Source organism: Halopseudomonas aestusnigri (assembly GCF_002197985.1).
In the GTDB taxonomy this organism is placed as follows: Bacteria; Pseudomonadota; Gammaproteobacteria; order Pseudomonadales; family Pseudomonadaceae; genus Halopseudomonas; species Halopseudomonas aestusnigri.
Window position 1 is genome coordinate 176,263 of the sequence record NZ_NBYK01000003.1, and the last position, 26,294, is coordinate 202,556.

A 26,294-nucleotide genomic window follows, 5' to 3' on the forward strand; every position below is an offset into this window, starting at 1 on the left:
GCCGACGGGGAGTCGCAGAACTCGGGGCTGCGCCCCTCAAACATGCTGCGACTCTTTTTCCCGCCGGCCCTGCGCTACTCGCCCGCGTAAACGGGACGAACCCCGGTGCCCACTCCATCATTCGGCTATTTGGTTAACGGCTTTGGTCTCTTGCCTGTCGCGCCACCCAGTCGATAGTTCGCGACGCACCAAAACAAAACCCCGCACGTGGCGGGGTTTGTTGGTGGCCTCAGAGGCGCTCAGTGCAGCTTCAGGCGCGGTTCGGTCGGTCGGCCGAACTGGTCGCTCAACATCAGCATCAACGTACGTGGAACGCCGTACAGGGCCATCTGGTGCATGCGATAGAGGGACACGTAGAACATCCTTGCCAGACGCCCCTCCAGCATCACGTTACCGGTCAGGTTGCCCATCAGGTTGCCGACGGCGCTGAAGCTCGACAGCGAGATCAGCGAGCCGTAGTCGCGGTAGGTGTATTCGCTCTGCGGCTTGCCTTCCAGCAGGCGGCAGAGGTTTTTTGCCAGCAGGCTGGCCTGCTGGTGGGCGGCCTGCGCGCGTGGTGGAACAAACTTGCCGGGCTCGTCAGTGGGGCAGGCGGCGCAGTCGCCGAAGGCATAGATGCGCTCTTCGCCGTTGACCTTGAGGGTGCGGTCCACTTCCAGCTGGTTGATCCGGTTGGTCGGCATGCCGAGGGTTGCCAGAAATGCCGGCGCACGAATGCCGGCAGCCCAGACCTTCAGGCTGGCGGGAATCTCTTCGCCGTTACCGAGTACCAGTCGGTCTGCCTTGACCTCCTTGACCGGTGATCCGGTGTGCAGGTGCACGCCGAGGTCGCGCAGGATTTCGGTCACCGGGCCGCTGATGCGTTCCGGCAGTGCCGGCAGCAGGCGCGGGCTGGCCTCGATGATGTTGATATTGAGGTCTTCCGGGCTGATCCGGTTGAAGCCGTAGGCCCGCAGCATCTGAGCTGCGTGGTGCAGTTCCGCAGACAGTTCAACCCCGGTGGCCCCGGCGCCAATGATGGCAACGTTGATGGGCTCTCGGGTGGTGCCACGTTCGCTTGCCTGCGCTTTCATGTACTGATTGAGCAGGCTGCGATGAAAGCGCTCGGCCTGGGCGCGGGTGTCGAGGAACAGGCAGTGCTCGGCTGCACCCGGGGTATTGAAGTCATTGGTGGTGCTGCCGACGGAGATCACCAGGTAGTCGTAGTCCAGCTCGCGTGGGGCGATCAGCTCGTCGCCGTTCTCGTCATGGATGGCGGCCAGCTGGATGGTCCGACGCTCGCGATCCAGACTCGTCATGGCGCCCAACTGAAAGTTGAAGTGGTTCCACTTGCCCTGGGCGACGTAATTCAGCTCATCTTCGGTCGAATTGAGCGAGCCGGCGGCGACTTCGTGCAGCAGCGGCTTCCAGATGTGGGTCATGTTGGCGTCGACCAGGGTAATTCTGGCCTTGCCCTTGCGGCCCAGTTTGCGCCCCAGTCGGGTGGCTAGCTCAAGCCCGCCGGCGCCGCCGCCGACAACGACAATGCGCGGTGGTACTGCGGGAGATGCGTTGGAGTCTGACATCTTGGTTTCTCACGGATAATGGAAACGGGCGTCAGTCAACGGCCGAAAGCGGGCACGCTGGGCGTCAGGGCTGGGGTGGCGGGCAGTGACCGGTTGGCCGAATGATCAGGCAACCGCAAACTGGGCCAGCAGGCGTGACAGCAGGCCCAGACCAATGACCGAGCCCGCCACCAGGGCGATCAGGATCCATACGCGAAAAGGGCGGCGCTCGACCCGGTGAACCGGGGAGGACAGGTATTCGTCAACGCGCTTCTGGTCTTCGGGGTGGAGTCGGCTGGGCATTGGGATGGCCTTCTTGTGTCGTTGCAGTACGTTGCTGCGGCTAAGGCTTGACTGACTTTGCGGTCATTCTAGACCCTTGCCGGGGCGATTGCATTACTCCTTTGGATCAGCCTGCTATCATCGCTGCCACCGGCTCTGGAGGTCGCCATGCTGTCCGATGCACTACTGACACCCCTGCAGTTGACGCTTTGTCTGCTGATTTACGGCGCGGCCACGCTGTGGGCGCTGGCGCGGGTCAGCTGGGTTGAGCTGATCGCCGACAGCCGTCGTCAGCATCTGTTTTACGGCAGCGCGTTTGCGTTGGCCGTACTCTGGCTGGTTCGCCGCGAGTTCGATAGCGGTCTGACCATGCATTTCATCGGTGTAACCGCAGTGACTCTGATTCTCGACTGGCCGCTGGCACTGGTGGCCGGTGCGCTGGCGCAATTGGCGCTGGTGCTGCTGGGTCAGGACGACGTTGCTGCTCTGGGAGCCAACGGTCTGCTGCGGTTGCTGGTGCCGGTGCTGATCACGGTGGCGATAGCCCGGGCGCTGGAGTCGAGGCAGCCCCGAAATCTGTTTCTGTATATCTTCATCAGTGGCTTCTTTGCCGCCGGTGTCAGCGCGGTGGGTACGGTGCTCAGTGGCATGGGGTTGCTGCATTGGTCCGGCCAGTTGCAGGCGCCGGACAGCCTGGTCGAGCTGTTTGGGTATCTGCTGCTGGTCATGTTTCCCGAGGCCTTTATCAATGGCACGGTAATCGCCGCGCTGATTGTCTTTCATCCGGACTGGGTTGAGACGTTCAATACCGATCGTTACCTGCAGGCGCCATTGGACGATGACAAATCCTGAGGCAGATCAATGTCGTGCGCCGTGCCGGGTGTTCAAATGAGCTACCACAGAGGAGAGAAGACATGTCTGCCTACACAATTGCCAAACAGGTCATGGCTGAGGCCATCGAAAAGGCCGCCGCTGCCGGCCATGACGAGCAGGCGCTGGCCCGCGCGCTGATGAGTGAAGTCATTGCGGTCTACAAAAAGGCGCGCACGCAGCAGGATATTGCCAGTGAACTGAACTTTCTCGCCAACAACCTGGATGACGATGAAGAGTACGCTTTCATGCGCCCCTGAGCAGGGCGCATGAACGGTTGTTGCTGACAGGTCAGTCGCGCACTTCGATCACGCCGTCGGCGCTTACAGTGACGTCGGATTGGCCGCCTTCCACCTCAGGCGCGCTGCCTGACATGTCGGCAGCCATCATGACCTTTTCGGCGCGGTAGCGCATTGGCTGCATGTACTGGGTATTGAGGTTCAGGTTGACAATCTTGTAGTCGCTGCCGCCAAGGCTGCGGGTAGCGATATCGGCGCGGGCCTTGAACGCCTCGATGGCCTTGGCGATAAGCTGGTCCTCGGTTTGTCTGCGGCTGTCGGCCGACAGGCTGAACTGCATGCTGCCGAGGCTGAGTTCGCCAAGCATTTGGCCGGTCAGCGCCGAGATGGCCGCGAAGTCACTGCCCTCGATGCTGATCTCACCGCGTTCACGCCAGCCCACGATATTCTCGCCCTTTTCGTCATAGACCGGGTGGCTGCTGCGGTTACCGCTGCTGACGCGGATGCCGCTGGCCTTGCGTGCGGTTTCCAGACCGGCATTGAGGCGGCGGGTAATGGTTTCGGCCAGCTTGGCCGGGTCGCGGTCCTGGGCTTCGGTGTAGAAGGTCACCTGCATGGTGTCATGATTGACCGCCTGCTCGACCTGGGTGCGCAGCGATATCTGGTTGTAGCGGATGTCATCCGCCTGGGCGCCGCCGGCAAGCAGCGATCCGGCGAGCAGCAGGCCAGTCATTGGCAGAAGTGGTTTACCCATGGTGTTCTCCTTGTTCAGTGCACAGTCAGACCCATGCAAACGCTGCTGGTTCCCGATTCCCGACTGCGCCTGATTGTGCGACCCTGTGTCACCTCGGCGCCATTCGTCGAGCTTCCTATACTGGAGTTTTTTGCGTGCCGCACCGAACCCTTATGAGCCTCAATACGCTGGCCCTCTCGCCGTCGAGTCAGAATCTCTGGCGGGTAGTACTGATTCGTCTGCTGGTCCTGCTGGCCCAAAGCATATCGGTAATGGCAGCCTATCTCAGCGGCTGGTTTCCATTACCCTGGACGCCGCTGCTGATCACCCTGAGTGTCTCGGCGGGAGTAAGCATTCTGACGCTGCTGCGGCTGCGCAGCAGCTGGCCGGTCACCAGTGTCGAGTACGCCCTGCAGCTGCTGTTCGATATGGCGATCCACAGCGTCCTGCTTTATTACTCGGGCGGCCCGACCAACCCTTTCGTGTCTTATTATCTTGTACCGCTGACCATTGCCGCCGCGACGCTCCCCTGGTTCTTCACCGCCATCCTGGCGATCGTTGCGGTGACGTCCTACAGTGCGCTGCTGGTCTGGTATATGCCGCTCAACGCCTTCGAGATTCCACTCGCCGGCGGCCTGATCAATCTGCACGTCATCGGCATGTGGCTCAACTTTGCCATGAGCGCCGGCCTGATCAGCCTGTTTGTCGTGCGGATGGCCGACGCGCTGCGTCTGCACGCCGATCGGCTGGCCGAGCGCCGCGAGCAGAGCGCGCGAGATGCTCAACTCCTGGGGATTGCGAGCGTGGCCGCCGGCGCCGCCCATGAGCTGTCTACGCCGCTGTCGACCATGAGTGTGCTGCTCAAGGAAATTAGCAAGGATTACAGTGATCCGCAGTTGCAGGAGGACCTTACCGTTCTGCAGGAGCAGGTTAAGCTATGCAAGGAGAGCCTGCAGCACATGGTGCGCAGTGCGGAAGACAGTCGCCGTCAACCGGAGAAGGTACAGGCGGGTGACGAGTGGCTGCGTGCGATGCTGGCGCGCTGGCAACTGATGCGCCCCGAGGCGTCTTGGCAACTGCAACCCCTGCCGCAGGAGCCTGCGCCTCTGTTGCGGGCGACGCCTGAGCTGGGTCAGGGTATTCTCAACTTGTTGAACAATGCCGCTGATGCCTGTCCGGACAACATTCAGATCAGTCTGCACTGGAACAGCGGCCAGATTATTCTGCGTATCCGGGATCATGGTCCGGGTGTGCCGTTGCATATTGCCGAACAGCTGGGTACCGCGTTTGTCACGACCAAGGGCAAGAAGGGGTTCGGGCTTGGGCTGTTCCTCAGTCAGGCCGCCGTTTCGCGATTGGGCGGCAGTGTAAAGCTGTTTAATCAGGATGGTGGTGGTACCCTCACCGAAGTACGGTTGCCGGTGGTGACAGGAGAAAATTGATGACTGAAGAGACGATTCAGGAAGATCAGCCGCTGCTGCTGATGGTGGATGACGATCCGACCTTTACCCGGGTCATGGCGCGGGCATTGAGTCGCCGTGGCTTGCAGGTAGAAACCGCAGGCGGAGCAGACGAAGCCATGCGCATCGCGCGTGAGCGTCGGCCCGATTACGCGGTGCTGGACCTGAAGATGGAAGGAGACTCCGGGCTGGTGCTGATGCCGAAGCTGCTGGAGCTGTACCCTGATCTGCGTATCGTGATCCTGACCGGTTACTCAAGCATTGCCACCGCCGTAGAGGCGATCAAGCGCGGCGCCTGCAACTACCTGTGCAAACCCGCCGATGCCGACGACGTTCTGACTGCCCTGCTGTCGGAACAGGCCGATCCCGAGTCGCTGGTGCCCGAACACCCGATGTCGGTCGACCGGCTGCAGTGGGAGCATATCCAGCGCGTACTGGCCGAACATGACGGCAATATCTCTGCCACCGCTCGGGCGCTGGGCATGCACCGCCGGACCCTGCAGCGCAAACTGCAGAAGAGGCCGGTGCGCCGCTAGCGCTTCGCGCCAGCTGCAAGCGGCAAGCTACAAGCTACAAGCTACAAGCTACAAGAAAAAACCGCGCTGATGCTAATCGCGCGGTTTTTTCTTGAGGCGGGCAATGGCGTCAAAGTCTTTCAGGAAGCAGTTGACGGCCCAGCAGGCGAGCACATTCTTTGCAGCTTGCAGCTTGCAGCTTGCAGCTTGCAGCTAAGTGCGCGCCTGCGGCGCGCTCAGCCGTTCTGCCGAATTCCCGTGATAATCCACGGCTGATTGTCGCCATCGGCGCGTTCCAGCGCCCAGCTTTCATCGAACCACTGGCCTGCGTCTTCGGCGCTGTCTCGGTCCAGGCCATTGAAGCTGACGGTTACCAGTGTGCGTCCGTTGGCCTGGCTGACGCCGTCCAGACGCGCGGTCAGCTCGTCGACGAAGCCATTGGCGGTTGGCGGCGATTCCTCGCGTGCGGCCAGCAGTTGCTGCAGCAGCTCGGGGCTCAGGTACTCGGCCATGCCGGCGCTGTCGCCGTCACGCCAGTGGCGTTGCAAGGTATAGAAATGCTCCTTGGCACCACGCAGGAATACCTCGGCGTCGAACCAGGCCGGGGCGTCAATCGGCGCAGCGGCAGCGGGCTGTGCGGTATGCGCTGGCTCCCAGTTCTGCACCGGCTCGCGCTGCATGGGCGCTCCGCCGGCCGGCTGCCATTGCGGCTGGCGCTGCTGCGCGGCCTGCGGGCGGCGGCTGAACAGCTTGAACAGAACAAAGGCGATCAGGCCGAACAGCAGAATGTCGAACAGCTGAATGCCCTCGAAGCCGTCACCGAACAGCATGGACGCCAGCAGGCCACCTGCGGCGATACCGGCCAGCGGGCCCAGCCAGCGGCTGGCGCCAGAGGTGGCTGCTCCCGCAGCGGTTTGCTGACGGTTGGGAGCCGCTTGCTGATCGCGCGGTGCAGCCTGACGCTGAACGGGTGCGCTCTGGTGGGTCGGCGCGCTGCCGAAACTCTTGCCACCGCCCATGCGGCGGGCTTCGGCATCAGGTGTGCTGACAACAACCATCAGCATCACGGTAAAAAACGGCAACAACCAACGCATGTAATAACCTCCGAATACAGGGGATCCCAAGTTTGCCAAAGAGGCGCAGGCAAGGAACGGGTTTAGTGTGTATGGTTGTTTCAGACAACCGAAGAAAGCGGGAGAGCGTACATGTTTACAGCGATGCGTGCCGAACGTATGGAAGGGTTGCACTTCTTTTCCGACCAGGCGACCGGACTCGAAGCCATTGTTGCGATCCACAATACGCGTCTGGGCCCGGCGCTTGGCGGGTGCCGGTATCTCGCCTACAACAGTGTCGACGACGCTATGGCTGACGCCATGCGTCTGGCCCGCGGTATGAGCTATAAGGCAGCGCTGGCGGGGCTGGACCAGGGCGGCGGCAAGGCGGTGATTCTGCGTCAGCCGCACATTGCCGATCGGGCCGCGCTGTTCGAGGCCTTTGGCCGTTGTATTGAATCGCTGCGTGGGGGTTACATCACGGCGATGGACAGCGGCACCAGCAGCGCCGATATGGACTGCATTGCCCAGCAAACCGCCCACGTGACCAGCACTACGCATGCCGGTGACCCCTCGCCGCACACGGCGCTCGGCGTATTGGCCGGGATACGTTCGGCGGTGCGGGCGCGGCTCGGTCAGGAATCGCTCGACGGGGTGCGCGTCACCCTGCAGGGGCTGGGCAATGTGGGATATGCGCTGGCGCAGCTGCTGCAGGCCGAGGGCGCCGAGCTGCTGGTGGCCGATCTGGATCAGGGCAGGGTGCGGCTGGCTGAAGAGGAACTCGGCGCCAAGCCACTGGCCCCGGATGCCGTCTACGAGGCGCCCTGTGATGTGTTTGCACCCTGCGGCCTGGGCGGCGTCATCAATCAGCGCAGCATCACCCGGCTGCGCTGCGCGGTGGTGGCCGGCGCCGCCAATAACCAGCTGGTCGAGCCAGCGTTGGGCGAACAGTTGCGGATGCGCGAGATTCTGTATGCGCCCGACTACGTCATCAATGCGGGTGGTCTGTTGCATGTCGCGCTGACTCACCGGGGCGTTGCGGCCGGCGACATTGCGGGGCGGATCAGGAATATCGGCAGCCGGCTCGATTCGATCTTTGAACAGAGCCTTGCGCAGGGGCGCTCGCCTGCCGAAGTGGCCGACCGGCAGGCGGAGCAGTTGCTCTATGACGAGGACGCGCTCTGATTACTCCAGCTTGAAGCGCTGGCGCATCCGCTTGTCGAGGATCGATGTCGGCAGCCAGCGCTTGAGGCGCACCATGCTGCGCGCGCCGGAGCCGATCAGCACGTTCTCCGGCCGCACCGGGTTGCCGATGTAGCCGAGCAGCTCGCGGGCAAAGTCTTTCGCGCTGGTTGAGCGGGCGTTTTGCGAGGCCTTGGCGCGGGCCTGTACCGCTTTTTCCCAGGGCTTGAACCAGGAACTGTCGGCCATGGTGATCGCCGCGGTGGCGTTATTGCCGAAGTCCGAGGCAATGGCCCCCGGCATGACCGTCATGACCTGGATGCCGAACGGATGCAGCTCCATGCGCAGCGCGTCGGAAATCGCATGCAGCGCCGCCTTGGAGGCACAGTACACGCCGGAGAACGGCGTGGTGGTGACGCCGGACACACTGCCGATATTGACGATCAGGCCCTTAGCGGTGCGCAGCAGCTCGGCGCTGTCGCGAACCAGTTGCAGCGGGGCAAAGACGTTGGTGTCGAACTGGCGCAGCAGGGTCTCGCGATCGGCATCCATGATTGGCCCCATGGCACCGTACCCGGCGTTGTTGACCAAAAGGTCCAGGCGCCCGGCCTGCTCGCGAATCTGCTCGACACACTGCCTGCGCTGGGTCGCGTCATTCACATCGAGTTCGATGGCGATGGCGCCCTTGTCAGTCAGCGGGGTCAGGGTGTCGACACGGCGCGCGGCGGCGAATACCTGATAGCCGGCGTCCAGGCAGGCCAGCGCCAAAGCCTGACCAATGCCGGACGAACAGCCGGTGATCAGGGCGACGGGTTGGGTCATGGGTGGGGCTCCTTATTGTTCTTCGATAAAGTCGGCTCGCACCGCATCAGCGCGGTATTGCAGCTCGGATTCACGGTAGCCACGGCGCAGCCGCGGCAGACTGTAGCAGACCAGGGTATCGGCGCCGGGTAGCAGATCGGGGCCGAGCGTAAAGCGTTGATCGCTGCTGGCAACGTCGACCAGGTTGGAGTTGTAGCCGGGCTGGTTAACCCACAGCAGCCAGCTGATATTGCGTGCGGTCAGCTCACCGCCGTTATGAATGCGGACCGCCAGCGGCTGGCCGAACGGGCAGCTGTCGGGCTGATAGCTGAGGTCGAAGGCGAGATGGTCGATGCGCTGGCTTTGCTGCCACTGCAGCACACCCATGATCGCACCAAGCAGCAGGGCAAGGCCTGCAACGACGGCACTGACCGGCAGCATCACCCGCGGGAAGCGCAACAGCAGTACCAGCCAGATCAGAAACAGGGCTATGCCGTAGGGCATGGGTTGGTCCTCCTTGGAACAGGCTATAACTCTATCAAGCCGGGAGGGCTGGCGGCGACCACTGAAACAGCTCGCAACTGTTCTGCCAGCACCGGGCGCTGAACTCGTCGAGTGATTCGCCACGCAGGGCGGCCAGCTCTTTGGCTATCTGTGGCAGCAGTGCGGGGCTGTTGCGCTGGTGGGCGTGGAAGGCCGGCGCCATGTCGGGCGAGTCGGTTTCCAGCACCAGTTGCTCACCGGGCAGCAGCGCGATGGTCTGACGCAACCGGGTTGCCTGCGGCCAGGTGGCGGCGCCGCCCAGGCCCAGCTTGAAGCCCAGCTTGTGGTACTCGCGGGCCTCTTCCGGGCTGCCGCTGAAAGCATGGATAATGCCGCCGCGCGCCGGGCGGTAGCGCTTGAGTGTGGCGATCACATCGGCGTGGGCGCGGCGCACGTGCAGCAAACTGGGCAGACGGCAATCGACCGCCAGCTGCAACTGCGCCTCGAACAACTGCTGCTGGGCGTTGCGGTCTGCGTTCTTGCCCCAGTAGTCCAACCCGTATTCGCCAACGGCGCAGCAGCGCGGATCGTCCAGCCGCTCTGCCAGTATTTGCTGCAATGCGCCAATGTGCCCGTCACGGTGCTCGTCCATAAACATCGGGTGTAATCCAAAGGCAGCGAACAGATTGTCGTGCTGCCGGCACAGCTGCCAGATTCGATCCCAGTTGCGCTGCGTGACACCCAGCAGCACCAGCCGCTCGACACCCAGGCGCGCGCAGTCGCTCAACACCTGATCGCGATCAGGGTCGAAGGCAGCGAAGTCGAGATGGGTGTGGGTGTCGATATAGGGCATGGGGGGAACGCTACGCTTACGCGTAGCGAGCTGCAAGCTGGAAGCCGCTGCGCGGCTCAGCTGCAAGCCTCAAGCTACAAGCTACAAGCTACAAGCTACAAGCTACAAGCTACAAGCTACAAGCGAAAAGCGAAAAGCGAAAAGCGAGGACAGACTGTGGGCCCTGCGGGAGTGCGGTGGGGGTTATCGCGGTCGTTTGCAGTTGCAGTGCCCTCAAACCACCCGCGCAGCTGGTGACCGCACGGGTGTTACTTGCAGCTTGAGGCTTGAGGCTTGCAGCTGAGCCACGTAGCGGCTCAGTGATGCTCTCGCGTCGCGCGGAATTCAATTTCCGGCCAGCGTTCTTCGGTCAGGCTGAGGTTGACTCGGGTCGGCGCCAGGTAGGTCAGGTGACCGCCGCCATCGACCGCGAGGTTCTCGGTGGCCTTCTTGCTGAATTCGTCGAGTTTCTTGCGATCACCTGATTCGACCCAGCGGGCGGACCAGACGTTGACCGGTTCGTACATGCACTCGACCTTGTATTCCTGCTTCAGGCGCTCGGCGACCACGTCGAACTGCAGTACACCGACTGCGCCGAGGATGATGTCGTTGTTGCGCTCGGGGAAGAACACCTGGGTGGCGCCTTCCTCGGCCAGTTCCTGCAGGCCCTGGCGCAGCTGCTTGGATTTCAGCGGGTCTTTCAGGCGCACGCGGCGGAACAGTTCCGGGGCAAAGTGCGGGATGCCGGTAAAGCCGATCTTCTCGCCTTCGGTAAAGGTGTCGCCGATCTGGATGGTGCCGTGGTTGTGCAGACCGATGATGTCGCCGGCCCAGGCTTCTTCCAGATGCTCACGCTCGGCGGCGAAGAAGGTCAGCGCATCGGCGATGCGCACTTCCTTGCCGGTGCGCACGTGGAACAGCTTCATGCCCTTTTCGTAGCGGCCGGAACAAATGCGCACGAAGGCGATACGGTCGCGGTGTTTCGGGTCCATGTTCGCCTGAATCTTGAACACGAAACCGGTGAACGGCGCTTCGGTCGGCTGTACCTCACGCTCGTGGCTGGCGCGCGGTTGCGGGCGCGGGGCCCAGTCGACGATGGCGTCCAGCACCTGATCAACACCGAAGTTGCCCAGCGCCGTACCGAAGAATACCGGAGTCAGTTCGCCCTTGAGGAAGGCGTCCTGATCGAACTCGTGGCAGGCACCCTGTACCAGTTCGAGTTGCTCGACGAAGTCGTCGTACAGATCGCCCAGATGGGCGCGGGCGGCATCGGAGTCCAGGCCATCGATGACCTGCTGCTCGGTGCGCTCGTGACCGTGGCCCGGGACGTAGACAATGATCTTGTCGTCGGCCAGGTGGTAGACGCCCTTGAAATCGCGGTAGCAGCCAATCGGCCAGGTGATCGGGGCGGCCTTGATGTTCAGGACCGCCTCGATTTCATCGAGCAGTTCGATCGGGTCGCGGATGTCGCGGTCGAGTTTGTTGACGAAGCTGACGATGGGCGTGTCGCGCAGGCGGCAGACGTCCATCAGCGCAATGGTGCGCGGCTCGACACCCTTACCGCCGTCGAGCACCATCAGCGCCGAGTCCACCGCGGTCAGGGTGCGGTAGGTATCTTCCGAGAAGTCTTCGTGGCCGGGGGTGTCGAGCAGGTTGACCATCGCGTCGCGATAGGGGAACTGCATCACCGACGTGGTCACCGAAATGCCCCGCTCCTTTTCCATCGCCATCCAGTCGGAGGTGGCGTGGCGGTCGGATTTACGCGATTTGACCGTGCCGGCCACGCTGATCGCCTGGCCCATGAGCAGCAGACGTTCGGTGATGGTGGTCTTACCCGCATCCGGGTGAGAGATGATGGCGAAGGTGCGCCGTTTGGCGACTTCTTTTTCGATGGCGTTGGACATGTCGGCTACTGAGTAGTGGCGGGACGCGGTCGCTGCACGGTGCAGGCCGGGTCCGGACGAGGCTTGAAAAATAGCTGCGTATTGTCGCTGATCGGGCGGGGGATGACAAAGGCTAAAACGTGTACAGCGCCCGGTGTCGCCTGCCGGCAGTTTGAACTACCATTGCGGTCACGAGTGAGGGCGACCATGCACGATGATTTTGGCGACAACCTGCGGCTGCTGTGCAGCTACTACAAGTCCACCGCCGAGGTGTGTCGACGGCTGGGTATCAACCGCCCTCAGTTCAATCGCTATTTGAACGGCATCAATCGACCGTCCGACAGCACCATGCGCCGACTGTGCGACTTTTTCGGTGTTGAAGTTCACGAGATGCTGTTGCCCCACGGCCAGTTCCAGCGGTTGATTCAGGTGCGCCCGCAGCAGGGCGAGCGAACGGCGTTGCTGCCGTTACAGCCCGACTCGCTGGAGCAGCAATACCTGCAGCGGCTGAACCGTGCCGGCCAGAACGGGCTCGACAAGTATCTGGGCTACTACTTCGAGTACTACCTGTCGATGGCCTATCCGGGCAGCATCCTGCGTACCCTGGTGTGTCTGGAAGAGCACGACGGCAAGACCTACTACCAGCGTACCGAGCGGATTCGTGAGCGGCCCGGCAGCAAACCGTTTCACGGGGTGTATCGCGGCATGGTGCAGTTCCTGTCGGACCGTATCTTTCTCTCCGACTACGAAACCCTGACCAACTTCGAGATGACCCAGACGGTACTCTATCCTTCGTTCCGCAATCGGGTGGACCGGCTGACCGGGTTGCGCATTGGCGTTTCTGGCAGCGGCGAGCGGGTGCCGTGCTGCACGCGGGTGCTGTACGAATATCTGGGGCGTGAAGTGGATCGTCAGCGCGTGCTGGCGCTGTGTGGGCTCTACAGTTGTGACGACCCGGCGCTGGATGCGGATATCCGCGCGGCGATCCGCAACGACATTGGCCCGGGCGAGTGGCACTTCCGGGCGCGGTTTTAGAGCGTACGTTCGTCGCTCAGGTTGAGTGACCAGTCGCGGATTACGGCTGCTGTATCGCGGCCACCCGCCAGCAACCAGTGCAGCTTGCAGAACGCCGCTTCCGGCGTCATGTCACCGCCGCTCAGTACCCCCTGATCTCCCAGACCTGCGCTCGCGGCGTAGGCGCCGGGGCTGATGCCGCCCTGCAGGCACTGTGTCACGTTGACCACCACCTTGTTGCGGGCGTTGGCGCGCTTGATAAAGGCATCAAACGCGGGGTCGCGACTGGGCACGTTGCCCGCGCCGAAGCTCTGCAACACCACCGCCTTGCAGTGACTGTCGGCCAGAATCGCGTCGTACAGGGCTGCCGGCATCGATGGATGCAGACAGAGCATGGCAACGGCCCCCGGCTGGAACTGAAGCGCCGCTGCTTCGCGCGGGTGACGGCTGGCGACGGCTTCGCCAAGCAATCGCTCGGTATACAGCTGCGGGCGGATATTCAGCTCGGCCAACGGCGCCGCGTTGGGGGTGTCGAAGGCCTGGAACTGCTGACTGCTGACCTTGCGCAGCCGACTGCCGTTGAGCAGCCGGTTGTTGAACACCAGGCCGATATTGCGCAGGCACGGCCCGGCTGCCAATTGCAGCGCCGCCTGCAGGTGCGCCACCGCGTCGCTGCGCGGCAGCCCGAGCGGGACTTGCGAGCCGGTGAACAGCACGTTGCGTTCGCTGGCGCCGAGCATGAACGATAGCGCCGCAGCGCTGTAGGCCATGGTGTCGGTGCCGTGCAGAATGATGAAGCCGCGATAGCGGTCCCAGTGTTCGGCCAGCAGCGCGGCGAGCTGCTGCCAGTGCGCCGGGGTGATATTGGCGCTGTCGATCAGCGGGTCGATCTCCAGCAGATCGAAGCTGGGCAGCTGTTGCAGGCTGCTGCCCAGCTGCTGCTCGATGCGCTGGCGCAGACCGGGGGCCGGTGCCAGCCCGTGCGGGCCGGGCACCATGCCGATGGTGCCGCCGGTGTGGAGGATCAGCACCTCGGCGGTCATGAGGCGACCTTTTGCGGTGCCAGCATGGACTGCGGGCTCAGCAGACGGTTGAGTTCCGATTCGCTCATCAGGTTCTCCTCGATGATCAGCGCCTTGACCGTGCTGCCGGTCATCAGCGCCGTATGGGCGATGCGCGAGGCGTTGCTGTAGCCGATGTGCGGCACCAGCGCGGTGATGATGCCGATGCTGTTGTCGACGTGGGCGGCGCAGGCCTGTTCGTTGGCGATAATGCCACGAATGCAGCGATGTTCGAGCATCTGGCAGGCTTCCTTGAGCATCTTCAGCGAGTTGAGCAGGTTGTAGATGATCATCGGCTCCATCGCGTTGAGCTGCAGCTGCCCGGCCTCGGCGGCCAAGGTCACCGCCAGATCCGCAGCGATGACCTGATACGCAGTCTGGTTCATGGCTTCGGGAATCACCGGGTTGACCTTGCCCGGCATGATCGAGGAGCCGGGCTGCATCGGCGGCAGCTGGATTTCACCTAGCCCTGTGCGCGGGCCGCTGGAGAGCAGGCGCAGGTCGTTGCTCATTTTGCTCAGCTTGATCGCCAGGCGCTTGAGGATACCGGAGAAGAACACGAAGGCGCCCATGTCGGACGTCGCCTCGACCAGGTTGCAGGCCGGGACCAGCGGCTTGCCGGACACCTCGGCCAGCCGTGCGACCACTTTGGCCGAGTAGCCGTCCGGGGTGTTGATGCCGGTACCGATGGCGGTGCCGCCCAGGTTGACCTCACACAGCAGCGCGCAGGCTTCGCGAATGCGGTCGATATCTTCGCCGAGGTTGACGGCAAAGGCGTCGAATTCCTGCCCCAGCGTCATCGGAACGGCGTCCTGCAGCTGGGTGCGGCCCATCTTCAGGATATGCGCGAACTCGCGGCCCTTGTCTTCCAGTGCGGCCTTCAGCGAGGCCAGCGCGGGGACGAAATTGTCGGCGGCAAACTGAATGCCGAGGCACGCGGCGGTCGGGTAGGCGTCGTTGGTTGACTGCGAGCGGTTGACGTCGTCATTCGGATGCAGATAGCGGTACTCGCCACGACCGTGCCCCAGCTTGGCCAGTGCGACGTTGGCGATCACCTCGTTGGCGTTCATGTTGGTCGAGGTGCCGGCGCCGCCCTGAATGACGTCGACGATGAACTGGTCGTGATACAGACCGCTGGCGATGTCTTCGCAGGCGGAGATGATGGCGTCGGTCTTTTCCTGACTGAGCAGGCCGAAGTCGCGGTTGGTCAGCGCCGAGGCCTGTTTCACCTGCGCCAGTGCCTGAATCAGCTCCGGGAAGTGGGAAATCGGCACCCCGGTAATGGCGAAGTTGGCCGCCGCACGCAGGGTCTGGATGCCGTACCAGGCATCTTCGGGTACATCGAGATCACCAAGCAGATCGTGTTCTGAGCGAGTATTCATGGGTGTGCTTCCAAAGGAAACGGAGCGCCGGGGGCCCGGCGCTCGGGGCAGGGGTCAGTGGTTGTCGTTGCGCTGGCTGGCCGGCCAGGACTCGTGGTCCAGATCCAGGTCGGCGTACTCTTCTGCGTGGAAGGTCGGCGTCTTGTTGCCGCTCTTGAGCTGACGGTCGTAGTCCGCGAGCACGCGTTTGCCGGTCTTGAACAGCAGGGTCAGGGCAATCAGGTTGACCAGTGCCAGCAGGCCCATGGTCAGGTCGGCGAAGCCGAATACGGTGCCCAGATCCATGATCGCGCCCAGACAGCACAGGCAGATCACCACCACCCGGAAGCCGTTCATCACAAACTCGTTGCTGCGGCCGGTGGTCAGGTAGCTGACGCTGTTCTCACCGAGGTAGTAGTTGTAGAGCACGGTGCTGAAGCCGAACAGCAGCATGGCAATACTGACGAACACGCGGCCCCATTCGCCGATATGGGTTGCCAGCGAGGCCTGGGTCAAGGCCACGCCCTGACTGGCGTCGCCCAGCGTCGGGTCATACGCGGTGCCCATCAGAATGATCAGCGCGGTGCAGGTGCACAGCACGATGGTGTCGATGAAGACCGAGAACGATTGCACCACACCCTGATTGGCCGGGTGCGGAACGAAGGCCACCGCCGCCACGTTGGGCGCGCTGCCAAGGCCTGCCTCGTTGGAGAACAGGCCGCGCTTGACGCCCATCAGGATCGCCGCGCCGATACCGCCGCCAACCACCGGGCCAATGCCGAAGGCACTTTCCACAATCAGCTTGAGAGTCGCGGGAATCTCGCTGAAGTTCAGGCCCAGTACCACCACGGCGATCAGCAGGTAGCCGCCAGCCATGATCGGCACCAGCACTTCGGCGACCTGGGCGATACGTTTGACGCCGCCGAAGATGATCAGGCCGACCACCAGTGCCAGGCCGATGCCGCTGTAGTACAGCGGAATGCTGAACGCATCCTGCAGGGAGGTGGCGACCGCATAGGACTGCAGGGCGATAAAGCCGATACCGAAGGTCACCAGCAGCAGGACCGAGTACACCATCGCCAGCCACTTCCAGTTGCGACCCAGACCGCGCTCGATATAGTGCGCCGGGCCACCACGGTAGGCGCCATCCGGCTCGGCGGTCTTGTACAGCTGGGCGAGGGTACATTCGATAAAGCTGGTCGCCATGCCCATCAGGCCGACAACCCACATCCAGAAGATCGCGCCGGGGCCGCCGAGGGTGATGGCGACTGCTACGCCGGCGATATTACCGCCGCCAACCCGGCCGGCAACCGACAGGATCAACGCTTGAAAGGAGCTGAGGTGGCGTCCATCCGCCTCGTGGTGCTTGGCGGTGAGGATGCCGAACATCTTGCCGAAGTAACGAAACTGAACGAAGCGGGTGGCGATGGTGAACCAGACTCCGATGCCGACCAGCATGGCAATCAGAATCTTGCTCCACAGCAGGTCGCTGAGGGCGGATAGCATGATCTACTCCTTTCGGTGAGCCGAATTTTATTGTCGGTTGGGGAGGCTCATTGAAACGCGCGAGTACGCGCTTGGGGAGTTTGTAAACTGATACGAAAAGACGCTATCTGATGCGTTTATAGCATCATATAGCGTCTGTTTTTCTGCGTCAGGCGATCTGTTCCAATGCCTCGTCGCGCAGCACCACCAGCGGCTGACCGGCCTGCACCCGCCCACCGGGCTGCTGCAGTACATGGGTTACCACACCGTCGCACGGCGCCTGCAGCGGGATCTCCATCTTCATTGATTCGAGAATCAGCAGCGTTTGCCCGGCCTTGACGGTATCACCGACCTTGACCTCGGCCTGCCACAGGCTGCCGGATACCGGGCTGTCGACGCCGACGCTGTCTTCCGGCCAGCTGACATTCTCGTCGCTGCTTTCCAGCTCCTCGCTTTCGAAGTTGAACTGGCCGTTGGCGTGCCACTGGCGCAGCTCTTCGGCGAACGCCGCGTTGCGCTGCTCCTTGAAGGCGTCGATGTCATCGGCGTTGTCGTTGATGAAGGCTTCGTGCTCGGCGAGGCTGAACTGGCTTTCCTCGATGCGCAGCGGATAGCGGCCCTGCGGGAAGTCGCGGCGAATCTGCTGCAGCTCCTCGTGGCTGACTTCATAAAAGCGGATCTGGTCAAAGAAACGCAGCAGCCAGGGCTTGCTGAACTCGCGGGTCTGGCGGTAGCGGTTCCACATCTGCAGGGTACGGCCGACGAACTGATAGCCGCCGGGGCCTTCCATGCCGTAGACGCAGAGGTAGGAGCCACCAATGCCGACCGAGTTCTCGGCGGTCCAGGTGCGCGCCGGGTTGTACTTGGTGGTCACCAGACGGTGGCGCGGATCGGTGGGCGTGGCCACCGGCGCGCCGAGGTAGACGTCGCCCAGGCCCATGACCAGATAGGACGCCTCGAACAGCACCTTCTTGACGTCGTCGATGCTGTCCAGCCCGTTGATGCGGCGAATGAATTCCAGGTTGCTCGGGCACCAGGGCGCGTTCTTGCGCACCGACTGGGTGTATTTCTCGATCGCCAGCTGGCAGGCCTCGTCATCCCACGACAGCGGGATATGCACGATGCGTGAGGGCACCGCCAGTTCGTTGAGGCGTTCCGACAACGCCTGCTCGGCCTTGAGCAGATGGTCGAGTAGGGCGTCATGGCTCAATTGCTGGCTGTCGAAATGCACCTGCAGTGAGCGGATGCCCGGTGTCAGCTCACGCAGACCCGCCACCGGGTTCTGCTGCAGCCACTGCATCAGCGCGTGGGCGCGGAAACGCAGGCGGATATCCAGCATCTGCTCGCCGTACTCGACCAGCAGAAAGTGGTCGCCGGCGGCGCGGTAGACGATCTCGTCACCGAACTGCTCGGCGGGCAGGCGTTTGAGAATCGGTGTGTCTACCGCGACCGGCTGCCATTCAACCGGTGCGGCGGCCAGTGCGTCGATCTGCTTGATCTGCGCCGCTTCCAGCGCAACTGCCTGCTCAATGCTGACTGGTACAAAGCGCACTTTGTCACCGGCGCGCAGCTGGCCGAGTTTCCACAGGTCGGCGGTGATGACGGTTGCCGGGCAAACGAAGCCGCCCAGTGACGGGCCGTCCGGGCCGAGGATCACCGGCATGTCGCCGGTGAAATCGACGGTGCCGAAGGCGTAGGCGTTGTCGTGGATGTTGGACGGGTGCAGGCCGGCTTCGCCGCCGTCCTTGCGCGCCCACTCCGGTTTCGGACCTATGAGACGCACGCCGGTGCGGCTGGAGTTGTAGTGAATTTCCCAGTGGGTGGTGAAGAAGCTGTCGATATCCTTGCCGGTAAAGAAGTCCGGCGCGCCGTGCGGGCCGTAGATTACCCGCAGCTCCCACTGGTTGCTGATTGCCGGGCGCAGCTCGCTCGGTACCTCTGCCGCCGCGACCGTGCTGGCCGACGCGCTCAGATGCAGCACGTCGCCGGTGCGCAGCGCGCGGCCGTTGTGGCCACCGAACTGGCCGAGGGTAAAGGTCGATTTGGAACCGAGGTAGTCCGGGCATTGCAGGCCACCGAGCACCGCCAGATAGGCGCGCGCACCGGCATCCTTGATGCGGCCGAGGGTCAGGGTCTGGCCAGCGGCGACGTCGATCACCTGCCAGGCGGCAAGCGGCTGATCATCCAGCTTGGCGTCGATTTCCGCACCGCTCAGCACGATCTGGCTGGCGCTGGCAAAGCGCAGGGTCGGGCCCTGCAGGGTGATTTCCAGCCCGGCGGCGTCTGCCGGGTTGTTCAGCAGGCGGTTGCCGAGGCGGAAAGCGTAGCTGTCGAACGGACCTGACGGCGGCACGCCGACATCCCAGCTGCCGGTGCGGCCCGGAAAGTCCTGAATGGTGGTCTGGGTGCCGCCGGCCAGCACGTCGATGCGCGCCGGCTGAAAGCGGAAGCTGTTGAGGTAGCGGGTGGTGACCTCGCCAGCCAGCAGCGCCGGGTCACGGGTCAGCGCGCGCAGGTAGTCGAGGTTGGTTTCGCTGCCGTACAGGCGGGTCGCGTCCAGGGTGTTCTGCAGTTTGGTCAGCGCCGCAGCGCGGTCCTCAGCGTGGACGATGACCTTGGCCAGCATCGGGTCGAAGTAGGGCGGCACTTCCAGCCCGGACTCGATCCAGTGGTCGATGCGGATGCCGTCACCGGACGGGAAGGCCACTTCGCTCAGCAGGCCCGCGCAGGGCTGGAAGTCGCGAAACGGGTCTTCGGCGTACAGGCGTACCTGAATGGAATGGCCCTTGGGCGCAAGGCTGGTGCGACGGGCGTTCAGGTCAAGCTCCTCGCCGGCGGCCAGGCGCACCATCCACTCGACCAGATCGACGCCGAACACCTCTTCGGTGACGCCGTGCTCGACCTGCAGGCGGGTGTTCACCTCAAGGAAGTAGAACTGATGGCTGTCGGCGTCGTAGATAAATTCGACGGTGCCGGCGTTGCGGTAGCTGACGCTGGACAGCAGCTTTTCAGCGGTGGCGTGCAGCTCGCTGCGCACCGCGTCACTCAGATTCGGTGCCGGGCACTCTTCCACTACCTTCTGGTTGCGGCGCTGGCTGGAGCAGTCGCGCTCACCGAGTGCCAGCGCGCTGCCCTTGCCATCGGCAAACACCTGCACCTCGATATGCCGGGCGCGGGCGATGAATTTTTCCAGGAACACGCCATCGTCGGCAAAGTTGCTGGCGCCAAGGCGCTTGACGCTGTCGAAGGCACCAGCCAGTTCGTCTTCGCTGTGGCACAGCTGCATGCCGATACCGCCGCCACCGGCGGTGCTCTTGAGCATGACCGGGTAGCCGATGCGCGCGGCTTCTGCCTTGGCAGCAGTCAGATCGGTCAGCAGGTCGGTGCCCGGCAGCAGCGGCACATTGGCCTGCTCGGCCAGTTCGCGGGCGCGGTGCTTGAGACCAAAGGCCAGCATCTGTTCGGGCGTCGGGCCGATGAAGGCGACACCGGCGGCTTCACAGCGGCGCACGAAGTTGGCGTTCTCGCTGAGGAAGCCGTAACCGGGGTGGATGGCCTGGGCGCCGGTGTCGGCGGCGATAGCCAGCAGCTTGTCGACCTGCAGGTAGGTGTCGGCAGCGGCGCCTTCGCCGAGACTGTAGGCCTCGTCAGCCAGCCGCACATGCAGACTGTCGGCGTCGCATTCGGCGTAGACGGCAACGGAGCCGACGCCGAGCTTGCGCAGGGTGCGGATGATACGGGTGGCGATGGCGCCACGGTTGGCGATCAGAACCTTGTTGAACATGTCGCTAGCCTTTGCCGGGCCGTCCCAGGCTGCTTCTTACGACAGTGGTCGTCCACTGAAGATGTTGTGTCACGTTTTACGGGGACCGCAGGTAGCTTCTCCGTGGTTCCCTCAGTTCCAGACCAGCAACTCAACCGGCGTCGGGTTATAGCCGTTGCACGGGTTGTTCAGCTGCGGACAGTTGGAGATCAGGATCACGACGTCCATCAGCGCGGTCAGCTCGACGTATTTGCCGGCGCCTGAGATGCCGTCCTCAAAGGTCAGGCCGCCCTCGGCGGTGACCGGCACGTTCATAAAGAAGTTGATGTTGTGGGTGATGTCGCGCTTGCCGATGCCGTACTGCGGGTTCTCGGCCACGGCCAGCATCCAGCTGTCACGGCACGAGTGCATGCAGCGCTTTTCCAGGTCGTAGCGGACGGTGTTGCTTTCGCTGGCGCAGGCGCCGCCGAGGGTGTCGTGACGGCCGCAGGTGTCGGCGACGATTTCCAGCATCGGGTTGTTTTCGTTCGAGCGAATCACCGAGCCGGCGGTCAGGTAGACGTTGCCCTGTTCGCGGATGGTGTCGGTGGCGCTGTAGCGCTCGACCGGATTGGCGGCGCTGAAGAACAGGGTGTCGGCGGCCTGATTGCCTTCCAGGTCTAGCAGGCGCAGGGTCTGACCGGCCTTGACGATGCCGATGTAGTAATCGCCGGCGCCGATGGTGGTGCGCGAGGCGGCGTTCTCGGGGAGCAGGGAGCTGTGCTTGATCATGTTGTCCTCGCTTACTTGCCCAGGTGGTACAGGGCGTTGTTCTGGAAGCCGCGCTGGTTTTCCGGGCGGAAGTTGCGGCAGAAATCGTCGTCACCAACCGGAGCGGCCTGGCTCAGCTCGATGCGCACCGGCGTGTAGGGGTAGCTTTCAGCGCTGCTGAGCGGGTGCGGGCAGGTATGCAGCAGCACCAGCGTGTCCATTTCGAAACGCAGGGCCACCTGATTGCCCGCCTTGCTGTGGCCTGAGACCAGTTGCATGCGGCCTTCGTCGTCGGTGGCGACCTTGCTGAACAGGTTCAGGTTGGCGGCCATGTCGGCGCGGCCCAGTCCGTACTTGGCCAGCTCGACGAGGAAGGCGTCGTAGCCGTTCTGGTGCCATTCGTTGCGGGCGTTCTGGTAGTCACGCGCGCCCCAGCGTTCGGCTACCTGCGCGGCGTTGCTGTTGCCGCAGACGCTTTCGTGCCAGCCCAGATCGTCTTCGACGATGGAGGCGAAGATGCGCCCCATGTCGGAGTACAGGCAGTTGCCACGGGTCAGTTTGAAGGTGTGCTGGCACTTGAGGGTGTCTGGTGCGTTGTAGCGCTCCAGCAGGTTTTCCGGGTTGTAGAACAGCATGCCGACGTTGGCGTCGCCGGCCAGGTCGGTCAGGCGCATCAGGGTGCCCTTGCGCACGCGCAGGGACCAGTGGCTGGCGCCGGGGATGTCGGTGGTATAGGTATTCAGCGTCATCTGCCTTGTCTCCGTGGTTCGGTGGCTCAGCTGGCGGCCTCGGCCAGCAGCGGGGCAATGGTTTGTTCGGTGGTTTGCGGCGCCGGCTGCCGGGCGCGGTGGTCGATCGGCAGGTCGTAGGTAATGGTGGCGCCGTAGGCTTGCGGTGCGTGCGGGTCGTGTCGCACCTTGTCGAACACCCACAACCGGGTGCCGAGGTGAAAGCCTTCCTTGATGTCGTGGGTGACCATAAAGATGGTCAGCTTGTGTTCCTGCCACAGGCGCAGCACCAGTTCGTGCATGTCGGCGCGGATGCCGGGGTCAAGCGCACCGAAGGGTTCGTCCAGCAGCAGAATGCGCGGCTTGCCGAGCAGCGCCTGGGCAATCGCCAGACGCTGTTTCATGCCTCCGGACAGTTCGTGCGGGTACTTCTTCAGCGCATGGCCAAGGCCGACCTCGGTGAGAATCGCTTCGGCCTCCTGGCGGGCCTGTTTGCGCTTGCTGCCGAACAGGTAGCCGGTCAGACCGCGTTGGGCAAAGCCGACCGCCGCCATGACGTTCTCCAGCACGGTCATGTGCGGGAACACCGAGTATTGCTGAAACACGATGCCGCGATCCGGGCCGGGTTCGGAGGCAATCGGCTTGCCGTCGAGCAGCAGCTCGCCGCTGGTCGGTGATTCGGTGCCCAGCAGCATTTTCAGGAAGGTGCTCTTGCCGCAGCCGGAGGCGCCGACCAGGGTGACGAATTCGCCTTCGGCGACGGTGACGTTCAGGCGCTCCAGCACCGGGTTGCCGTCGTAGCTCTTGCCGACGTTCTTGACTTCAATCATCAGTGGGCTCCTTGGGCGTTCCACGGGAACAGGCGGCGTGACAGGGTCGCCAGCAGCCAGTCGAACAGGAAGGCCAGCAGGGTGATCCAGGCCACGTAAGGCAGGATCACGTCCATCGACATGTAGCGACGCACCAGAAAGATGCGGTAGCCCAGACCGTCGGTGGCGGCGATGGCCTCGGCGGCGATCAGGAATAGCCAGCCCGCGCCCAGCGACAGACGCACGGCATCGATCAGTTTCGGCATCAGCTGCGGCAGCAGCACGCGGACCATGATCTGGCTGGTGTTGGCGCCGAGGGTCTGTGCCTTGACCAGTTGCTCGCTGGGGATTTCCTGGGTGCGGCGCTGCAGGTCGCGGGCGATGAACGGGGTGATGCCGATGGCGATCAGGATCACCTTGGAGGCTTCACCCAGCCCGAACAGAATGAACAGCACCGGCAGAATCGCCAGCGGCGGTATCAGTGACACCACCGTCAGCAGCGGGCTGACCCCGGCGTGTACCAGCGGCAGGGCGCCGGTAAACAGCCCCAGCGCCAGGCCGATGGCGGCGGCGATCAGCACGCCCAGACCGAGGCGCTTGAGGCTGCTGGCGGTGTCCTGCCAGAACAGGTATTCGCCGGTGCGCTTGCTCGGCTCAAGCGCCATGCGGTCAATGGCTTCACCCATCTGGCTGAACGCCGGCAGCAGCTTGTCGTTGGCGTTCTCGGCCAGCCGTGCGTCCGATGCAATCACATACAGCAGCAACAGCAGCGCGAACGGCAGCAGGCCAAGGAACAGCCGGCTGGCCGGTGGTGGTGTGAGATTGATCAGTCGCTTCATATGCATCCCGCTGGGGCGCGCAACTGCGCCCGGTGTGTTTCAGGGCTCAGAGCGCGCCGTCGGCAGCCATCTGCATGTAGGTCGGGTCAAAGCGCAGCTTCAGGTTGCTGCTGTCGCCGTAGTCACCAGCGGGCATCTGCACGCCAATGAAGCCGGCATCCGGTGCGCCGTCACCCAGCAGACCGTGGTCGAAGGAGAACTCGGCGACGTACTGCATGGTTTGCTTGAGCTGCGCACTGTTGGTCAGCTCCAGTGCGGCGGCCGGGGTATAGAACATCTTGGTCGCGGCGAGCTGGGCTTCGTAACCGGCCAGATCGGTGCCGGAGGCTTCAGCCATGTAGCTGCGGGCGGCAACACCCTGCTCGCTGTCGCTGCTCATGGTCGCCATGATTTCGTACCAGGCACCGGTCAGCGCCTTGCCCAGTTCCGGATGGGCATTCAGGGTCTCGGTATTGATCACCAGCAGGTCGATGATCTCGCCCGGAATCTGCGCCGAGTTGAACACCACGGTGCTGCTGGGTTGCTGGCTGATTTCGCTCAGCAGCGGGTTCCAGGTCGCGACCGAGGTGACATCATCGGTGCCGTAGATGGCGACCATGTCGGCGTCCGAGGTGTTGACCACCTGCACGTCGGCTTCGCGCAGACCCACCGAGTCCAGTGCGCGGGCCAGCAGGTAGTGGGACACGCTCAGCTCGACCAGATTGACGTTCTGGCCCTTGATGGCGGCCAGCTCGTCGGCACCCTTGAGCACGATGCCGTCGTTGCCGTTGGAGAAGTCGCCGACGATCAGTGCCGTGCTGTCGACGCCGCCGGCGGCCGGAATGGTCAGGGCATCCATGTTGGTCATGGTGCAGGCGTCGAACTCGCCCACGGTGTACTGGTTGATGGACTCGATGTAATCGTTGATCTGCACCACATCAATGTTGATTTCGTACTTGTCGGCCCACTTCTTGACGATGCCGCTTTCGGCGCCGTAGGCCCAGGGCATCCAGCCGGCATAGATCGACCAGCAGACCTTGAAGCTGTCCTGTGCCTGGGCTGTGGTCGACAGCAGCAGGGAGCTGAGTAGCAGGGCGGAGAATCTTTTCATCGGGAACCTCTCAGTCAATGTCACGTGGAGCACTCCTGGCAGTGGTGCCAATCGTCTCCCGGGCTTTTATCCCGCCGTGTAACCTTTGTCTGAAAGGTCGAGTGCTCTCGGACCAGGCACCGCTACAGCGGCCGGAACCCTAGCGCTCTATTTGCAAATTGTGTGTCGCGCGGTCGTGCGGAGTGCGAACGCTCAGTTCAAAGCAATATGCAGACCAGAATGGGCAAAGCCCCGGAATACGGGCACTTGGGGCTGGGCACCAGGACGGTGCATGAAGAGGGGTGCGCACTCCTGGTGCGCCGCTCTGTTTTGGTGCGCAACGGCAGTGCGTAATGCGGGTCGGCAGGAGAGGGTACAGCGATGGGGCATGCCCTGCTCTGGCTGGCGTCCTAGATCAGGGCGTCAGGAGTAATATCGGCAATAGTCGGTGTGCCTGCCAATGCCATGGTCACTTCCAGCTCCTCACGCAGCACCCGCAGCATGTGCGCTACGCCAAGCGGGCCGGCGACGGCCAGCGCGTAGAGTTGCGGACGACCGATCAGCACGGCGTTGGCGCCCAGCGCTATGGCCTTGAAGATATCGGTGCCGCGTTCGATGGCGCCGTCCAGCAGCAGGCAGAAGTCCGGACCGACCGCCTGACGGATTCGCGGCAGCATCTCGATGGCGCTGGGCACGCAGTCCAGCGTGCGGCCGCCGTGGTTGGAGATCACCGCACCGGCCAGTCCCATGTCCTGCGCGCGCCTCACATCAGCCGGATGCAGCAGGCCCTTGAGGGTGATCGGCAGACGCGTTTGCTGCTGCAGCCAGGCAATGTCGTCCCAGGTTGGCACCTCACTCATCATGCCCTGGAAGACAATGCTCTGGCTGGGATCGAAGCTGGCGCTTGGTAGCGGCGGGCGGCCTGCCAGGTTGACCGCTTCGATGTCTGCGGGCAGTTGGTAGCCGGCGCGCTGGGCGCGGTTGCGGATGCCGTGCAGCGGTGCGTCGACGGTAACCATCAGCTGGCTGTAACCAGCGGCTTCGGCGCGGCGGACCAGACTCAGGGTGAAGTCGCGGCTCTGCTGCATGTACAGCTGAAACCAGCGCGGGCTCTCAAGGCGCGCGGCGATGTCTTCCAGCGGCTGGCTGGCGAGCGTACTGACGACCATGCCGGTTTCCAGCACGCTGGCAGCGGTGGCGGTAGCCAGTTCGCCATCCGGGTGCACCAGTTGCTGGAAGGCAACCGGTGCCAGCAGCAGCGGGTGACGCAGGTGTTCACCCAGCACTGTGGTGTGCGTGCCGCCGCGGGTGCAGTCGACCAGCGGCCGCGGCAGGATCATCAGCTCATCCAGCTTCTGGCGGTTACGTTTGAGTGTGACTTCATCCGCGCCACCGCCGGCGATGTACTCAAGCACGGGCGGAGCGATGAACCCGGGCGCGTAGCGGGCGTAGTCGGCGACGCTGACCAGGTCACGCGGAATTGCTGTAAGGGGCGCGCGCAGCGGAGTGTGGTCTGGCAGGCTCATCAGGGCATCTCGC

Annotated in this window: 24 protein-coding genes and 1 riboswitch; of the genes, 6 read left to right on the top strand and 18 right to left on the bottom strand. The window is 63.4% G+C overall.

Annotation, left to right across the window (positions count from 1 at the left end; genetic code table 11):
* Positions 1-239: 239 nt before the first annotated feature.
* Together B7O88_RS06980 and B7O88_RS06985 are read right to left on the bottom strand one after the other, a co-directional pair.
* Positions 240-1,565, bottom strand: a complete 1,326-nt coding sequence (locus B7O88_RS06980; RefSeq protein WP_088274606.1) for an NAD(P)/FAD-dependent oxidoreductase — start codon at positions 1,563-1,565, stop codon at positions 240-242.
* 105 nt (positions 1,566-1,670) lie between these two features.
* Entirely contained in the window at positions 1,671-1,847 is a 177-nt protein-coding gene (locus B7O88_RS06985) for a DUF3094 family protein (RefSeq protein WP_088274608.1), read from the bottom strand.
* A 147-nt stretch (positions 1,848-1,994) separates the two neighbouring features.
* On the opposite strand from B7O88_RS06985, the gene B7O88_RS06990 reads away from it, so the two are divergent.
* Together B7O88_RS06990 and B7O88_RS06995 are read left to right on the top strand one after the other, a co-directional pair.
* Positions 1,995-2,678, top strand: coding sequence for an energy-coupling factor ABC transporter permease (locus tag B7O88_RS06990; RefSeq protein WP_088274609.1), 684 nt, complete (start codon positions 1,995-1,997; stop codon positions 2,676-2,678).
* 62 nt (positions 2,679-2,740) lie between these two features.
* Positions 2,741-2,956 carry a hypothetical protein gene (locus B7O88_RS06995; RefSeq protein WP_088274611.1) on the top strand — a complete coding sequence of 72 codons (216 nt, stop codon included), beginning with the start codon at positions 2,741-2,743 and terminating at the stop codon, positions 2,954-2,956.
* 31 nt (positions 2,957-2,987) lie between these two features.
* Here B7O88_RS06995 and B7O88_RS07000 read toward each other — a convergent pair whose 3' ends face one another.
* The gene (locus B7O88_RS07000) at positions 2,988-3,689 is read right to left on the bottom strand and encodes an SIMPL domain-containing protein (protein WP_228245402.1); all 702 of its coding nucleotides are present in this window, start codon (positions 3,687-3,689) and stop codon (positions 2,988-2,990) included.
* 152 nt (positions 3,690-3,841) lie between these two features.
* Here B7O88_RS07000 and B7O88_RS07005 point away from each other — a divergent pair, with 152 nt between their 5' ends.
* Together B7O88_RS07005 and B7O88_RS07010 are read left to right on the top strand one after the other, a co-directional pair.
* Positions 3,842-5,110, top strand: coding sequence for an ATP-binding protein (locus B7O88_RS07005; protein ID WP_088274615.1), 1,269 nt, complete (start codon positions 3,842-3,844; stop codon positions 5,108-5,110).
* Entirely contained in the window at positions 5,110-5,664 is a 555-nt protein-coding gene (locus tag B7O88_RS07010) for a response regulator transcription factor (RefSeq protein WP_088274616.1), read from the top strand. Before B7O88_RS07005 ends, B7O88_RS07010 begins: the two co-directional genes overlap by 1 nt.
* Positions 5,665-5,879: 215 nt before the next feature.
* Here the strand turns inward: B7O88_RS07010 and B7O88_RS07015 are convergent, their stop codons facing one another.
* Positions 5,880-6,737, bottom strand: coding sequence for a Tim44 domain-containing protein (locus B7O88_RS07015; protein ID WP_088274618.1), 858 nt, complete (start codon positions 6,735-6,737; stop codon positions 5,880-5,882).
* A gap of 111 nt (positions 6,738-6,848) precedes the next feature.
* Between B7O88_RS07015 and B7O88_RS07020 the strand changes: the two genes are divergently transcribed.
* Complete coding sequence (locus B7O88_RS07020) at positions 6,849-7,880, top strand: Leu/Phe/Val dehydrogenase (RefSeq protein WP_088274620.1); 1,032 nt, start codon at positions 6,849-6,851, stop codon at positions 7,878-7,880.
* Here B7O88_RS07020 and B7O88_RS07025 read toward each other — a convergent pair whose 3' ends face one another.
* The 4 genes from B7O88_RS07025 to B7O88_RS07040 form a co-directional block, all read right to left on the bottom strand.
* Positions 7,881-8,699 (bottom strand): SDR family oxidoreductase, encoded by an 819-nt coding sequence (locus B7O88_RS07025; protein WP_088274622.1) that lies wholly within the window; start codon positions 8,697-8,699, stop codon positions 7,881-7,883.
* A 12-nt stretch (positions 8,700-8,711) separates the two neighbouring features.
* Positions 8,712-9,182, bottom strand: coding sequence for a hypothetical protein (locus B7O88_RS07030; protein WP_088274624.1), 471 nt, complete (start codon positions 9,180-9,182; stop codon positions 8,712-8,714).
* Between the two features lie 34 nt (positions 9,183-9,216).
* Positions 9,217-10,014, bottom strand: a complete 798-nt coding sequence (locus B7O88_RS07035; RefSeq protein ID WP_088274626.1) for a TatD family hydrolase — start codon at positions 10,012-10,014, stop codon at positions 9,217-9,219.
* A 296-nt stretch (positions 10,015-10,310) separates the two neighbouring features.
* Positions 10,311-11,897: a peptide chain release factor 3 gene (locus B7O88_RS07040; RefSeq protein ID WP_088274628.1), complete on the bottom strand. Its 1,587-nt coding sequence runs from the start codon at positions 11,895-11,897 to the stop codon at positions 10,311-10,313.
* Positions 11,898-12,083: 186 nt separating this feature from the next.
* Here B7O88_RS07040 and B7O88_RS07045 point away from each other — a divergent pair, with 186 nt between their 5' ends.
* Positions 12,084-12,911, top strand: a complete 828-nt coding sequence (locus tag B7O88_RS07045; protein ID WP_088274630.1) for a helix-turn-helix transcriptional regulator — start codon at positions 12,084-12,086, stop codon at positions 12,909-12,911.
* On the opposite strand, the gene B7O88_RS07050 is transcribed toward B7O88_RS07045, so the two are convergent.
* The 10 genes from B7O88_RS07050 to B7O88_RS07095 form a co-directional block, all read right to left on the bottom strand.
* A complete protein-coding gene (locus B7O88_RS07050) occupies positions 12,908-13,933 on the bottom strand; it encodes an asparaginase (protein WP_088274632.1) in 1,026 nt (341 codons plus the stop codon). The two genes, B7O88_RS07045 and B7O88_RS07050, sit on opposite strands and share 4 nt — an antisense overlap.
* Positions 13,930-15,333 carry an aspartate ammonia-lyase gene (locus B7O88_RS07055; RefSeq protein ID WP_088274634.1) on the bottom strand — a complete coding sequence of 468 codons (1,404 nt, stop codon included), beginning with the start codon at positions 15,331-15,333 and terminating at the stop codon, positions 13,930-13,932. Before B7O88_RS07055 ends, B7O88_RS07050 begins: the two co-directional genes overlap by 4 nt.
* A gap of 54 nt (positions 15,334-15,387) precedes the next feature.
* Positions 15,388-16,818 carry an alanine/glycine:cation symporter family protein gene (locus B7O88_RS07060; protein WP_088274636.1) on the bottom strand — a complete coding sequence of 477 codons (1,431 nt, stop codon included), beginning with the start codon at positions 16,816-16,818 and terminating at the stop codon, positions 15,388-15,390.
* 148 nt (positions 16,819-16,966) lie between these two features.
* Complete coding sequence (gene uca, locus B7O88_RS07065; protein WP_088274638.1) at positions 16,967-20,581, bottom strand: urea carboxylase; 3,615 nt, start codon at positions 20,579-20,581, stop codon at positions 16,967-16,969.
* 111 nt (positions 20,582-20,692) lie between these two features.
* Positions 20,693-21,331 (bottom strand): urea amidolyase associated protein UAAP2, encoded by a 639-nt coding sequence (locus B7O88_RS07070; protein WP_088274640.1) that lies wholly within the window; start codon positions 21,329-21,331, stop codon positions 20,693-20,695.
* A gap of 11 nt (positions 21,332-21,342) precedes the next feature.
* Entirely contained in the window at positions 21,343-22,059 is a 717-nt protein-coding gene (locus B7O88_RS07075; protein ID WP_088274642.1) for an urea amidolyase associated protein UAAP1, read from the bottom strand.
* A 26-nt stretch (positions 22,060-22,085) separates the two neighbouring features.
* Complete coding sequence (locus tag B7O88_RS07080; protein WP_088274644.1) at positions 22,086-22,868, bottom strand: ABC transporter ATP-binding protein; 783 nt, start codon at positions 22,866-22,868, stop codon at positions 22,086-22,088.
* A complete protein-coding gene (locus B7O88_RS07085; protein WP_088274645.1) occupies positions 22,868-23,686 on the bottom strand; it encodes an ABC transporter permease in 819 nt (272 codons plus the stop codon). Before B7O88_RS07085 ends, B7O88_RS07080 begins: the two co-directional genes overlap by 1 nt.
* Before the next feature lie 46 nt (positions 23,687-23,732).
* Positions 23,733-24,776, bottom strand: coding sequence for a putative urea ABC transporter substrate-binding protein (locus tag B7O88_RS07090; protein ID WP_088274647.1), 1,044 nt, complete (start codon positions 24,774-24,776; stop codon positions 23,733-23,735).
* 53 nt (positions 24,777-24,829) lie between these two features.
* Positions 24,830-24,930, bottom strand: a riboswitch (guanidine-I (ykkC/yxkD leader).
* Positions 24,931-25,165: 235 nt separating this feature from the next.
* On the bottom strand, positions 25,166-26,281 hold the full coding sequence (locus tag B7O88_RS07095; protein ID WP_088274649.1) for an alpha-hydroxy acid oxidase: 1,116 nt from the start codon (positions 26,279-26,281) through the stop codon (positions 25,166-25,168).
* Positions 26,282-26,294: the final 13 nt, after the last annotated feature.

What these genes read in the sequence shown, in the direction of transcription:
- B7O88_RS06980 (WP_088274606.1), bottom strand. Translation starts at nt 1,565, where the DNA reads ATGTCAGACTCCAACGCATCTCCCGCAGTACCACCGCGCATTGTCGTT.
- B7O88_RS06985 (WP_088274608.1), bottom strand. Translation starts at nt 1,847, where the DNA reads ATGCCCAGCCGACTCCACCCCGAAGACCAGAAGCGCGTTGACGAATAC.
- B7O88_RS06990 (WP_088274609.1), top strand. Translation starts at nt 1,995, where the DNA reads ATGCTGTCCGATGCACTACTGACACCCCTGCAGTTGACGCTTTGTCTG.
- B7O88_RS06995 (WP_088274611.1), top strand. Translation starts at nt 2,741, where the DNA reads ATGTCTGCCTACACAATTGCCAAACAGGTCATGGCTGAGGCCATCGAA.
- B7O88_RS07000 (WP_228245402.1), bottom strand. Translation starts at nt 3,689, where the DNA reads ATGGGTAAACCACTTCTGCCAATGACTGGCCTGCTGCTCGCCGGATCG.
- B7O88_RS07005 (WP_088274615.1), top strand. Translation starts at nt 3,842, where the DNA reads ATGAGCCTCAATACGCTGGCCCTCTCGCCGTCGAGTCAGAATCTCTGG.
- B7O88_RS07010 (WP_088274616.1), top strand. Translation starts at nt 5,110, where the DNA reads ATGACTGAAGAGACGATTCAGGAAGATCAGCCGCTGCTGCTGATGGTG.
- B7O88_RS07015 (WP_088274618.1), bottom strand. Translation starts at nt 6,737, where the DNA reads ATGCGTTGGTTGTTGCCGTTTTTTACCGTGATGCTGATGGTTGTTGTC.
- B7O88_RS07020 (WP_088274620.1), top strand. Translation starts at nt 6,849, where the DNA reads ATGTTTACAGCGATGCGTGCCGAACGTATGGAAGGGTTGCACTTCTTT.
- B7O88_RS07025 (WP_088274622.1), bottom strand. Translation starts at nt 8,699, where the DNA reads ATGACCCAACCCGTCGCCCTGATCACCGGCTGTTCGTCCGGCATTGGT.
- B7O88_RS07030 (WP_088274624.1), bottom strand. Translation starts at nt 9,182, where the DNA reads ATGCCCTACGGCATAGCCCTGTTTCTGATCTGGCTGGTACTGCTGTTG.
- B7O88_RS07035 (WP_088274626.1), bottom strand. Translation starts at nt 10,014, where the DNA reads ATGCCCTATATCGACACCCACACCCATCTCGACTTCGCTGCCTTCGAC.
- B7O88_RS07040 (WP_088274628.1), bottom strand. Translation starts at nt 11,897, where the DNA reads ATGTCCAACGCCATCGAAAAAGAAGTCGCCAAACGGCGCACCTTCGCC.
- B7O88_RS07045 (WP_088274630.1), top strand. Translation starts at nt 12,084, where the DNA reads ATGCACGATGATTTTGGCGACAACCTGCGGCTGCTGTGCAGCTACTAC.
- B7O88_RS07050 (WP_088274632.1), bottom strand. Translation starts at nt 13,933, where the DNA reads ATGACCGCCGAGGTGCTGATCCTCCACACCGGCGGCACCATCGGCATG.
- B7O88_RS07055 (WP_088274634.1), bottom strand. Translation starts at nt 15,333, where the DNA reads ATGAATACTCGCTCAGAACACGATCTGCTTGGTGATCTCGATGTACCC.
- B7O88_RS07060 (WP_088274636.1), bottom strand. Translation starts at nt 16,818, where the DNA reads ATGCTATCCGCCCTCAGCGACCTGCTGTGGAGCAAGATTCTGATTGCC.
- uca (WP_088274638.1), bottom strand. Translation starts at nt 20,581, where the DNA reads ATGTTCAACAAGGTTCTGATCGCCAACCGTGGCGCCATCGCCACCCGT.
- B7O88_RS07070 (WP_088274640.1), bottom strand. Translation starts at nt 21,331, where the DNA reads ATGATCAAGCACAGCTCCCTGCTCCCCGAGAACGCCGCCTCGCGCACC.
- B7O88_RS07075 (WP_088274642.1), bottom strand. Translation starts at nt 22,059, where the DNA reads ATGACGCTGAATACCTATACCACCGACATCCCCGGCGCCAGCCACTGG.
- B7O88_RS07080 (WP_088274644.1), bottom strand. Translation starts at nt 22,868, where the DNA reads ATGATTGAAGTCAAGAACGTCGGCAAGAGCTACGACGGCAACCCGGTG.
- B7O88_RS07085 (WP_088274645.1), bottom strand. Translation starts at nt 23,686, where the DNA reads ATGAAGCGACTGATCAATCTCACACCACCACCGGCCAGCCGGCTGTTC.
- B7O88_RS07090 (WP_088274647.1), bottom strand. Translation starts at nt 24,776, where the DNA reads ATGAAAAGATTCTCCGCCCTGCTACTCAGCTCCCTGCTGCTGTCGACC.
- B7O88_RS07095 (WP_088274649.1), bottom strand. Translation starts at nt 26,281, where the DNA reads ATGAGCCTGCCAGACCACACTCCGCTGCGCGCGCCCCTTACAGCAATT.